Source organism: Streptomyces sp. E2N166, from assembly GCF_003671715.1.
Classification (GTDB): Bacteria; Actinomycetota; Actinomycetes; order Streptomycetales; family Streptomycetaceae; genus Streptomyces; species Streptomyces thinghirensis.
This window is the reverse complement of record NZ_RAIF01000027.1, coordinates 22,537-33,498: the sequence shown is the minus strand read 5'-3', so window position 1 is coordinate 33,498 and position 10,962 is coordinate 22,537. Positions and strand designations below refer to the sequence as shown.

Here is a 10,962-nt window from a genome sequence, read left to right as displayed (position 1 = left end):
CGCCGCGAACGAGGCGGCGGACGCGGCCGGCGAGGCCGTCGAGTACGCCAAGCGGTCCACGGCCTACGCGGAGGCGGCGGTCGAGGCGGCCAACACGGCCGCCGACGCCGTCAAGGAGGCCCAGGAGGTGGAGGCCGCCGCGCGCGCCGCGGAAACGGCCCGCATCGCCCAGGACACCGAACTCGGCGTCGAGGAAGCCCGGCTGAGGGCGCAGGCCGAGACCGACGACGCCGCCCGGGCCGACAACCAGCGCACCCAGGCGGACAAGACCAGCACGGAGATCAAGGACCTGATCGCCGCGGCCGAGACCGCGCTGAGGGGCGGGGACACCGCCAAGGCCGTCAGCGAGGGCCGCAAGGCCGCCGTCCAGCTCCTGAACGCCACCGGCAGCTGGACGAGGGAGGCCGCCGAGTTCGCCCTCTCCGGGGCGGACGAGGACGTCGTCAACTGGATCGACACCGACCGGCTCCTCGCCCAGCGGCAGGACGACCGCGAGACGGTCCTGACCATCGCCCAGGCCGCCAAACCCGCGGTCGCCGAGGCCGCGCACCGGGCGCTGGCCAGTGAGGACGCGGACGCCGCGGGCGACTTCCTCGCCACCGGGGTCATCGAGGCCGCGGCCACCGACAACCGCGTCACCGTGTTCTCGATCCTGAACGAGGACCCGGGCAAGGCCGTCAAGGCGAAGGCCGAGGCGGCGCTGAACGACGGCAGCGCCATGGCCCTGCACCGCTTCCTCAACGTGGAACTGGCGGAGGCGGTCAAGCAGGACGACCAGGTCGAGATCTTCCGTCTCCTCGACTCCGGCGGCCCCTACATGAAGTCGGCCGCGCAGATCGTCCTCGAGGGCAGCGCACGTATGCGGCGGTACTTCGTCGCACGCGACAAGTACAACGTCGCCCGCCTCGACCAGGATCACGCAACCCACGTCGCCGCCATCCGCGCGGCCATCGCACACGCTGCCAAGGTGGCCGCCCAGGCCCTGGCGGACGCCGCGCTCGCCTCCAAGGCGGCGGCCGAAGCCCGGCAGGCCGCGTCGGAGGCGACCGAGTGGGCGGAGAAGGCCAAGGGGTACGCGACGGACGCCTCCGAATCGGCCATCGAGGCGAAGGCGAACGCGGACGCCGCCGACAAGTCCGCGGCCGACGCAGCCAGGTCCGCCGCCAGCGCCAAGCAGGCCGCCTCCGTGGCCCGCGGCGCGGCCAGGACGGCGAACTACTCGATGCGGCAGGCGTCGGCGTCCGCCCGGCAGGCGGTCTCGTACGCGGCAGACGCGCAGGCGTCCGCAGCCAGCGCCCGGGCCTCGGCGATCGAGGCCGGTAAGGACGAGCGGGCCGCCGCCGCGGCAGCCAGCGAGGCGCGTTCCATCGTGGCCGCCAAGCGGAGAGCCGAGGCCGCCGAAGCCGCGCGCAAGGCCGCCGAGAAGGCGAAGCAGGACGAGGAGAACGGGACCAACCCCTCCCAGAACTCCGACGAGGACAAGCCCTGGTACTGGGACTGGGAGCTGTGGCCGGAGGACATCGGCGACCCCAAGCAGTGGGCGACGGTCACCGGGCACTGGAGCGCGATCGTCGGCACGGCCGGCGTCGTACTGGGCGTGGGCGCCCTGCTCTTCCCGCCCGCCGCCCCGGCCCTGCTGGCGGCCGCCGGCGCGGTCGGCCTGGTTTCCTGGGGCCTCCAGGGGGCGAGCGCCCTGCTCCACGGCATCGCGGACAACTGGCAGGGCAGCGACTTCCACAGCGCGCTCGGCATGTTCGCGGTCGGCGGCATCTTCCTGGGCAAGGGGGCTCTGCTCAGCAAGTTCGGCGGCGTCGACGACGCACTGCGTCCCGTGGCCGAGGAGGTCGGTTCCAAGATCTCCAGTGTGGTGGGCGACTCGGTGACCACGGTCGTCGGCTGGCTCACCTGGTAGAAAAGCAGCGCACGCCGGCGGGGTGGAACGGCACGTTCTCGTGTTCCACCCCGCACGGAGAAACCCGGAGCGGTCGCGAGGACCGCCTCGCACAGAGGACCCAAGGAACAGAGGAGATCTCATGCTGACACCCGACATGTCGGTCACCCAGTGGTGGGTGTTCGCCGTCGTCTCCGGTGTCGCCCTCGCGCTGGCCGCTCAGTCCCTGGCCGCCACGACCGCACAGCGGATCTCCTCCGTGCTCGTTCCGCTGGCGGGTGCCGTCGCCGTCGTCGGGCAGTCCGCGGCCCGCGGCTACGAGGGGAAGCAACCTCTTTTCCTGTTCACCCTGGTCGCCCTCGTCCTGGTGATCCTGCGGCTCGTGTACGGCAGGTACCTGGCGCGGCAGATGGCTCTGTACCGTGCGGGCGAGTCCGCGGACGAGGTGACGAAGAAGCAACTCGCCGTCTTCCTGCTCGCCTTCGTCGCCACGGCCGTCCTGGTGGCCTTCCTCATCGGCTGAGCGATGAGGAACCCTTTCGACAGCTGAGGAGCCCGCGGTGGTTCTGCCCCTCTGGGTGTTCGCCCTCTTTGTGTCCGATCTCGTGCTCACCTGCGTGTTGATGCGGTGGCTGCCGCGGCGGCGGGAGCGGTGGGTGGCGGCGATCACCCTGCCGGTACTCGCGGTGCTGGCGCTGCTGCTCCGGTTCGGCGCCCAGGTTTCGTGGACGGCCGCGTTCGCCGCGTGCACCGGGTTCGTGTGGGGGACCATCGTGGCGCTGGTGCCGTTCCGGGGCTGGGTCTCGTCGTGGACGCTCCCGGTGCACGGCGACGCGCGTCTGCGGTGGCCTGAAGCGGTGCTGGTGCTGCTGGGCTCGCTGACCCCGTTGTCCACGAAGCGGACGGATGCCGCGCAGCGCAAGGCGTTCACGGCACGCGAGGTGGAACGGGACCGGGGGCGATTCCCGCGGTCGATGGGCCTGGCGCTCTTCCTGCTGCCGGCGCTGGCCGCGGTGGGCTCGGGATGGGCGGTCGGCGCGCCGTCACCGTGACACCGCTCCGCCGCATCCCTTCCTCCGCATGGCGACGGGGGCGCCCGGCCGATGCCGGGCGCCCCCGTCGCCATGTCAGTACGGTCCGGGCCTACTCTCCGAGCAGGGCCCGCACCCGCTCCTGCCCCACCGCCAGCAGCAGCGTGGGCAGGCGCGGGCCGGTGTCGCGGCCGACGAGCAGGTGGTACAGCAGCGCGAAGAAGGACCGCTGGGCGGTCTTGATCTCCGGCGGCAGTTCCTTGGGCGTGGCGTCGGCGGAGAAGCCGGCCTGGACCTTGGGCACGCCGTAGACGAGGTGGGTGAGCCCGTCCAGGGACCAGTGGCCGGCGAGTCCGTCGAGCAGCAGCCGCAGCGAGGCCCGGCCCTGTTCGTCGAGGGACTTCAGCAGTTCGGCGTCCGGCTCGGCACGCACGATGGTGCGCTGGTCGGCGGGGACGTGGGTGTTGATCCACGCCTCGGCCTTGTCGTACCGCGGCCTGGCCTCCTCGAGCCCGCCCAGCGGGTCGGCCGGGTCCAGCTCGCTGAGGATGCGCAGTGCCTGGTCCTCGTGTCCGGCGGTGATGTCGGCCACCGAGGCGAGCGTGCGGTACGGCAGCGGCCTGGGCGTCCTCGGCAGCTCACCGGCGGCCGTGCGCACGGCGCGCGAGTGGGCGGCGATGTCGGCGGGCAGGGCGCTGCCGTCGGCGACCTTGGCGTCGAGGCGGTCCCACTCGTCGTAGAGCCGCTGGATCTCCTGGTCGAAGGCGATCTTGAAGGACTGGTTGGGCCGGCGGCGGGCGTACAGCCAGCGCAGGAGCTGCGGTTCCATGATCTGGAGCGCGTCGGCCGGGGTGGGCACCCCGCCCTTGGACGAGGACATCTTGGCCATGCCGCTGATGCCGACGAAGGCGTACATCGGCCCGATCGGCTGCTCGCCGCCGAAGATGCCGACGATCTGCCCGCCGACCTGGAACGAGGAGCCGGGAGACGAGTGGTCGACACCGCTCGGCTCGAAGATCACGCCCTCGTAGGCCCAGCGCATCGGCCAGTCGACCTTCCAGACCAGCTTGCCGCGGTTGAACTCGCTGAGCCGGACCGTCTCGGAGAAGCCGCACTCGGTGCAGGCGTAGGTCAGCTCGGTCGAGTCGTCGTCGTACGAGGTGACCGTGGTGAGGTCCTTCTCGCAGTTGCCGCAGTACGGCTTGTACGGGAAGTATCCGGCGGCCGAGCCCGAGCCGTCGTCCTCGGCGGCGGCGCCGGAGCCCTCGGCGGCCTCCAGCTCGGCCTCGTCGACGGGCTTCTGCGACTTCTTGCCGGCCGTCTTCGGCTTGGTCCGGTACTGGGCGAGGATCGCGTCGATGTCCCGCCGGTGCTTCATGGCGTGCAGGATCTGCTCGCGGTAGACACCGGAGGTGTACTGCGCGGTCTGGCTGATCCCGTCGAACTCCACGCCCATCTCGGCGAGCGAGGCGGTCATCGCGGCCTTGAAGTGCTCGGCCCAGTTCGGGTGCGGAGAGCCCTTCGGGGCCGGGACGGAGGTGAGGGGCTTGCCGATGTGCTCGGCCCACGAGTCGTCGACCCCGAAGATGTCGGCCGGCACCTTGCGGTAGCGGTCGTAGTCGTCCCAGGAGATGAGGTGCCGCACCTGGTGGCCCCGGCGGCGGACCTCGTCGGCGACCAGGTGCGGGGTCATGACCTCGCGCAGGTTGCCCAGGTGGATGGGGCCGGACGGGGAGAGTCCGGACGCGACGACGACGGGTTTGCCCGGGGCACGGCGCTCCGACTCGGCGATGACCTCGTCCGCGAAACGGGAGACCCAGTCGGTGGTCTCTGTGCTCTGAGCCACGATCGGCACGTCCTCTTCCCTGAAGGTTCGGCTGAGCAGCCGGACTGTCGCACGGCTGACCGCTCCATTCTCCCAGCCCGGCCCGCATCCGCGAAAACCGCTTTTCATCAGCGCCCGGAAGAGGCGCGGGGCTGTGCCGGTCCGCGGCTCCGCCGCGTGGGCGCGACCAGCCCCCACCGGCCCGCGGCCGAAAACCGCTTCCCCACCCGTGGGATACTGACCAGGTCTATCTGAACCCACGAGGAGAACGGCACCCACTCCTATGGCCTCGGTCGCGTCGCTCACCGATCTCGTCAACCAGCAGCTGACGTCCGCCCTCTCCGCCGCCCGGCCGGAGGCATCCGCGGACCCGCTGCTGCGACGCAGCGACCGGGCGGACTACCAGGCCAACGGCATCCTCGCCCTGGCCAAGAAGGCGAAGGCGAACCCGCGGGAGCTGGCGACCGAGGTCGTCTCGCACATCGTCACCGGCGACCTGATCAAGGACGTCGAGGTCTCCGGGCCCGGCTTCCTGAACATCACGATCGGCGACCGGGCGATCACCGGGAACCTCGCCGCACGGTACGCGGACGACACCGGCCGCCTCGGCGTCCCGCACGCCGAGCACCCCGGCACCACGGTGATCGACTACGCCCAGCCGAACGTGGCGAAGGAGATGCACGTCGGCCACCTGCGCTCCGCGGTGATCGGTGACTCGGTCGCCCAGCTGCTGGAGTTCACCGGCGAGAGCGTCGTGCGCCGGCACCACATCGGCGACTGGGGCACCCAGTTCGGCATGCTCATCCAGTACCTGGAGGAGCACCCGCACGAGCTGGACCACGAGGCCGGCGAGGTGAGCGGCGAGGAGGCGATGTCCAACCTCGACCGCCTCTACAAGGCGGCGCGCAGGCACTTCGACTCCGACGAGGAGTTCAAGACGCGGGCGCGGCGCCGGGTGGTCGATCTCCAGGCCGGGGACCCGAAGACGCTCGCCGCGTGGCAGAAGTTCGTCGACGAGTCGAAAATCTACTTCTTCTCCGTCTTCGAGAAGCTGGACATGGAGATCCGCGACGCCGACATCGTCGGCGAGTCCGGCTACAACGACATGCTGGCCGAGACCTGCCGGATGCTGGAGGAGTCGGGCGTCGCCGTCCGTTCCGAGGGTGCGCTGTGCGTCTTCTTCGAGGACGTCAAGGGCCCGGACGGCAACCAGGTCCCGCTGATCGTGCAGAAGTCGGACGGCGGCTACGGCTACGCGGCCACCGACCTCTCCGCGATCCGCGACCGCGTCTTCAACCTGAAGGCGGACACGCTGCTGTACGTGGTCGACGCCCGCCAGTCCCTGCACTTCAAGATGGTCTTCGAGACCGCCCGCCGGGCCGGCTGGCTGAACGAGGACGTGACGGCGCAGCAGTTGGCCTTCGGCACGGTCCTCGGCAAGGACGGCAAGCCGTTCAAGACCCGTGCGGGTGAGACGGTCCGCCTGGTCGACCTCCTCGACGAGGCGATCGACCGCGCGTCCGCCGTCGTCCGGGAGAAGGCCCAGGACCTGTCCGAGCAGGAGATCGCCGAGCGGGGCACCCAGGTGGGCATCGGCGCGGTGAAGTACGCGGACCTGTCGACGTCGGCGAACCGGGACTACAAGTTCGACCTGGACCAGATGGTCTCGCTGAACGGCGACACCTCCGTCTACCTCCAGTACGCCTACGCCCGGATCCAGTCGATCCTGCGCAAGGCCGGCGACGTACGCCCCGGGGCCCACCCGGAGCTGGAGCTGCACGAGGCGGAGCGCGCCCTCGGCCTGCACCTGGACGCCTTCGCGGAGACGGTGGCGGAGGCGGCCCGCGAGTACGCCCCGCACAAGCTGACGGCGTACCTCTACCAGCTGGCGTCCCTGTTCACGTCGTTCTACGACAAGTGCCCGGTGATCAAGCCGGCGCCGCCGCGGGACGTGGCGGAGAACCGCCTGTTCCTGTCCGACGTCACGGCCCGCACGCTGCACCGGGGCATGGCCCTGCTGGGCATCCGGACGCCCGAGCGGCTCTGACCCCTCACCCCGGCCGCCTCCACCCGGGCCGGCCTCACCCCAGTAGCGTCAGGCCCTCGGGCACGTCGATGCCGAAGTCCGCCGCCAGCACCCGGCGGCGGCCTCGTCCGTCAGCTTCAGCTCGGTGACCGTGCCGTCGTCGCGGGTCTCGGTGACGCGGTCGCCGTCGAGCAGCAGGTGCCGGTCCGGTGTGAGGCGCTGTACGTACGGGCGCCGGGAGAACGGAGAGCGCGGGTTCGTGGCGATGTGCCAGTTGATCATCTCGTAGTCGGACCGCTCGAAGGGCTCCAGGGTGAAGGCGTACTGGGCCTCCCAACCGCCCGTGGACGCCTGCCGGTACGCCTCCAGCACCCACATCTCCAGCGGTCCCCGGTGCGGTACGCGCACCAGCCGGTGCCGGCGGCCGGCGTCGTGGAACTCGGTGTCCGCCGTGAGCGGCACCGGCTCCAGCAGGGAACCGACGGCTCCGAAACCGACGTCGGCCAGGTACGGCCGCGGGTCGCCGGGGACCTCGACCAGGAGGGCCATGTGGGTGCGCGGGCGGTCCTCGAAGCGGTCGGCACCGACGACGACCCGGGCGGTCAGCCGGGTCACCCGGAACCCCAGCGCCTCCAGGGCCGCCGCGAACAGCGTGTTGTGCTCGTAGCAGTAGCCGCCGCGCCGGCGGCCGTGGACCAGCTTGGCCGTCAGGTCGGCGAGTTCGAGGGAGGGTGCCGTGCCGGCGAGGGCGTCGAGGTTCTCGAACGGGACGGCTCTCAGGTGGGCGAGCTGTACGCCGCTCAACGTGTCCGCGTCGGCGGCGAGCCGTTGTCCCTCCCACCCGATCCGGTCGAGGTACGCGTCGAGGTCGAAGCCGGTCGTCTTCCGTGGGCTGTCGGGCATGGCCTCACCGTAGGTGCGCGTGCGGCGCCCCCGCCTCGGCTTTTGGACCTAGGCCGGGGGCCTACGACTCACGCGACGCCTCCCGCAGTCCCTCCCCCAGCCGCCGCAGTCCCTCAGCGATCTCGTCCGGGGTCTGCGTGACGAAGCACAGCCGCAGCGTGGCGCGGTCGGGCTCACCGGCGTGGAAGGGGGCGCCGGGGACGTACGCGACGTCGTGCCGGACCACCCCGGGGAGCAGGGCCGTGGTGTCGTACCGCTCCGGCAGGCGCGCCCACAGGAACATGCCGCCCTCGGGACTGGTCCACGCCGACCCCGCCGGGAGCGCGTCCGCCAGCCCCGCGAGCATGGCGTCCCGGCGTGCGCCGTAGGCGGCGGCGACGCGCGTGACGTGCGCGTCCAGGTCCCGGTCGGCCAGGTACCGGGCGGCGGCGAGCTGGTTGACGGTCGGAGTGTGCAGGTCGGCGGCCTGCTTGGCCACCGCGCAGGCCCGGCGCAGATCGGCGGGCCCCCGCAGCCAGCCGAGTCGCAGGCCGGGTGCCATGACCTTGGAGAAGGACCCCAGCAGCACGGTCCGGTCCCGGGCGCCGTCGTAGGAGGCGATCCACGGCACCCGCTCGCCCTCGAAGCGCAGCTCGCCGTACGGGTCGTCCTCGACGATCCACAGCCCGCACCGGCCGGCGACCTCGGCCACGGCGGCACGGCGGGCGGCCGGCATGGTGCGGCCGGTGGGGTTCTGGAAGGTGGGGACGGTGTAGAGCAGCTTGGGGCGCTCGCGCGGCACCAGCTCCGCCAGCGCCTCGGGGTCGATCCCGTCCTCGTCCCCGGGCACGGAGACGACCCGGGCGCCCGCGAAGCCGAAGGCCTGGAGCGCGGCCAGGTAGCAGGGGCTCTCGACGAGTACGGTGTCGCCGGGTTCGAGCAGGGCGGTGGCGAGGAGCGACAGCGCCTGCTGCGATCCGGTGGTGACGAGGATGTCGTCGGCGCCGGTGTCCAGTCCGCGCGCGGAGGTGCGGGCGGCGAGCGCGGCCCGCAGGACGGGCTCGCCCTCGGTGGTGGAGTACTGCAGCGCCCGCGCCGGCACCTCGGCGAGGACGTCCCGGTACGCGGCGGCGATGCCCTCCGCGTCGAACAGCTCCGGGGCCGGCAGCCCGCCCGCGAAGTTGATCACCTCGGGGCGGGCGGTGACGGCGAGGATGTCCCGTACGGGCGAACCGCCGATCGACCGGGTCCGCGCGGCGAGCGGCGGCAGGGCGGCGGACGGGGCGGGCGCGTTCTCAGTCACGGTCATGCCCGCACCCTAAGTAAGTACGTGCCGTCTACAGGCGACTTTCCGCGATCCGGACACCCGTGCGACCGCCGGGCCGTCAGCCCTTGACGGCAAGGCCCCCGTACACGTTGATGTCGGCGTCCGTGACGTCGTTGATGTCCTTGTACCGGACCTTCTCGATGTCGTCGAGACCCGCGAGGTAGGACTCCTCGGGCTGCTCGGGCACCGGCGCCGCGTGGTCCGGACGCCAGTGGTGCACCGGTACGACACCCGGCTCGGCGAGCTCCAGCCCGGTCTCCGTGAAGAAGCGCCCGACGTCCTTGCGGGAGCGCAGCACGAACGTGAAGCCCCGCTCGGTGTACGTCCGCCGGACCGCGCGGATGTTCTCCGGGTTGAGGTCCTCGGTGAGGTGGCTGAGGACGAGCCGGCTGCCGGCGGGCAGCGCGTCCATCAGCTCGCGGACGATCGGGTACGCCTCCTCGTCCTCGACGAAGTGCAGGACGGCGACGAGGCAGAGGGCGACGGGCCGGTCGAGGTCGAGGGTCCGCGCGGCCTGTTCGAGGATCCGCGCCGGGCTCTTCAGGTCGGCGTCGACGTAGTCCGTACGTCCCTCGGGACCGCTGGTGAGCAGGGCGCGGGCGTGGGCGAGGACGACCGGGTCGTTGTCGACGTAGACCACCCTCGACTCGGGTGCGGTGCGCTGGGCGATCTGGTGCACGTTCTCCGCGGTCGGCAGGCCGGTGCCGATGTCGAGGAACTGGCGGATGCCGTGCTCCTCGGCCAGCGTGGTGACCGCGCGGCGCAGGAAGTCGCGGTTGTGCCGTACGTCCAGGTAGCCGCGCGGGTTGGCGGCGAGCCCGGCGGCGGCCGCGTCGCGGTCCGCGGGATAGTGGTCCTTGCCGCCCAGGAAGACGTCGTAGACACGGGCCGGGTGCGCCTTGCTGCTGTCGATCCTCTTTCTCAGCTCCGCGGGGTCCTGGCTGAGGGCGTCACCGGGCATGGGCGTCTCCTGACGAAGAGAACCGGAGTGGTGGCCAACAACCTAGTCGCCGCTACGACTTGGCGGCGATCCGGCACCCGTGCCCGGCCCGTCTCAGTCGCCCTCGACCCGCTCCCAGCCGTCGCCGCCGAGGGGGTACGCGTAGTAGGAGCCGTCCCGGGAGGCGCTGGTACGGAACGGCTTGCCGTGGTCGTCGACCCGCACGGTGCCCTGCCGGGCGCCGCTGGACCACTCCAGCTCCAGGTACCAGCTGACGTCGTGGCCGCTGGTGTGCGCGTTGACCTTGAACACCTCGGGGTCGGACTCGCTGACGCTGTACGGGAAGTCGCGCTGTCCGGAGACCGGCGTCACCAGGGGGTTGGCCAGGTCGAGGGAGACGTCGAAGGACCCGGTGTTCACCTGGCCGCCGCAGCCGTTGCCCATCACGTACTGATTCCAGTCCAGCGCCGGCTCGCTGCTCACCACGCGGACGTGCAGGTCCTTCAGGACCACCGTCTCCGCACCGGTGCCCTGCACGGTGAGGACGGCCATCTGCCGGTTCGCGGAGACCGCGCCGAGGGGGGTGGCCCAGCCGACCGCGTCCTGCTGGGCGGGCGGTTCCGGCACGTTCTGCGGGCTGCGGTCGACCAGGAAGGCGTGCTCGCAGGGCACGTCCCAGTGGTACGGGGTGGTCGACACGGTGAGCACGGGGCCGTCGGCGGGTGCGCGGCGGCTCGGCGTGGCCGCGCCCGGCCGGGACACGGACGCGGACGCGGAGGGTGACCCCGATACGGACGCGGACGAGGACCCGGACGGCGACGAGGAGGTGCTCGCGCTCGGGGACGCCGAACCGGTGGTCGCGGTCCCGGACACCGACGCGGAGGTCCCCGCGGCCGCACCGGCCGGACCGTGCCGCCCGCCGTGGTCGGTGCCCGACACGAGGTTCGCCACGAGCGCCACGGCGGCACCGACGGCGACGACGCCGGTCGCGGCGTAGAGCGCGGAGCGCGGGACCCGGCGACGGGGCGCTCGTGGCGAAC

General features: G+C 72.0%; 9 protein-coding genes and 1 pseudogene. 5 read left to right on the top strand and 5 right to left on the bottom strand.

Annotation, left to right across the window (positions count from 1 at the left end; all coding sequences use genetic code 11):
* The 3 genes from EBH09_RS20620 to EBH09_RS20610 all read left to right on the top strand — a co-directional run.
* Nucleotides 1–1,912 (top strand): ALF repeat-containing protein (locus tag EBH09_RS20620; protein ID WP_193776441.1); only part of this gene is annotated, 1,912 nt, incomplete at its 5' end.
* Nucleotides 1,913–2,033: 121 nt separating this feature from the next.
* Complete coding sequence (locus tag EBH09_RS20615) at nt 2,034–2,414, top strand: hypothetical protein (protein WP_121748472.1); 381 nt, start codon at nt 2,034–2,036, stop codon at nt 2,412–2,414.
* 37 nt (nt 2,415–2,451) lie between these two features.
* Entirely contained in the window at nt 2,452–2,943 is a 492-nt protein-coding gene (locus tag EBH09_RS20610; protein WP_121748471.1) for a hypothetical protein, read from the top strand.
* A gap of 91 nt (nt 2,944–3,034) precedes the next feature.
* On the opposite strand, the gene lysS is transcribed toward EBH09_RS20610, so the two are convergent.
* A complete protein-coding gene (gene lysS, locus EBH09_RS20605; RefSeq protein ID WP_121748470.1) occupies nt 3,035–4,777 on the bottom strand; it encodes a lysine--tRNA ligase in 1,743 nt (580 codons plus the stop codon).
* 253 nt (nt 4,778–5,030) lie between these two features.
* Between lysS and argS the strand changes: the two genes are divergently transcribed.
* A complete protein-coding gene (gene argS, locus EBH09_RS20600; protein ID WP_121748469.1) occupies nt 5,031–6,794 on the top strand; it encodes an arginine--tRNA ligase in 1,764 nt (587 codons plus the stop codon).
* Nucleotides 6,795–6,828: 34 nt separating this feature from the next.
* On the opposite strand, the pseudogene EBH09_RS20595 reads toward argS, so the two are convergent.
* The 4 genes and pseudogenes from EBH09_RS20595 to EBH09_RS39960 all read right to left on the bottom strand — a co-directional run bounded on the left by EBH09_RS20595 (nt 6,829) and on the right by EBH09_RS39960 (nt 10,621).
* Nucleotides 6,829–7,676: pseudogene (locus EBH09_RS20595) on the bottom strand (arylamine N-acetyltransferase).
* Nucleotides 7,677–7,737: 61 nt separating this feature from the next.
* Nucleotides 7,738–8,964 carry a PLP-dependent aminotransferase family protein gene (locus tag EBH09_RS20590; RefSeq protein WP_121748468.1) on the bottom strand — a complete coding sequence of 409 codons (1,227 nt, stop codon included), beginning with the start codon at nt 8,962–8,964 and terminating at the stop codon, nt 7,738–7,740.
* A 76-nt stretch (nt 8,965–9,040) separates the two neighbouring features.
* Nucleotides 9,041–9,943, bottom strand: a complete 903-nt coding sequence (locus EBH09_RS20585) for an SAM-dependent methyltransferase (protein ID WP_121748467.1) — start codon at nt 9,941–9,943, stop codon at nt 9,041–9,043.
* Between the two features lie 93 nt (nt 9,944–10,036).
* Nucleotides 10,037–10,621: a hypothetical protein gene (locus EBH09_RS39960; RefSeq protein WP_345940949.1), complete on the bottom strand. Its 585-nt coding sequence runs from the start codon at nt 10,619–10,621 to the stop codon at nt 10,037–10,039.
* 1 nt (nt 10,622) lies between these two features.
* On the opposite strand from EBH09_RS39960, the gene EBH09_RS39955 reads away from it, so the two are divergent.
* Entirely contained in the window at nt 10,623–10,919 is a 297-nt protein-coding gene (locus tag EBH09_RS39955; protein WP_345940948.1) for a hypothetical protein, read from the top strand.
* Nucleotides 10,920–10,962 lie beyond the last annotated feature (43 nt).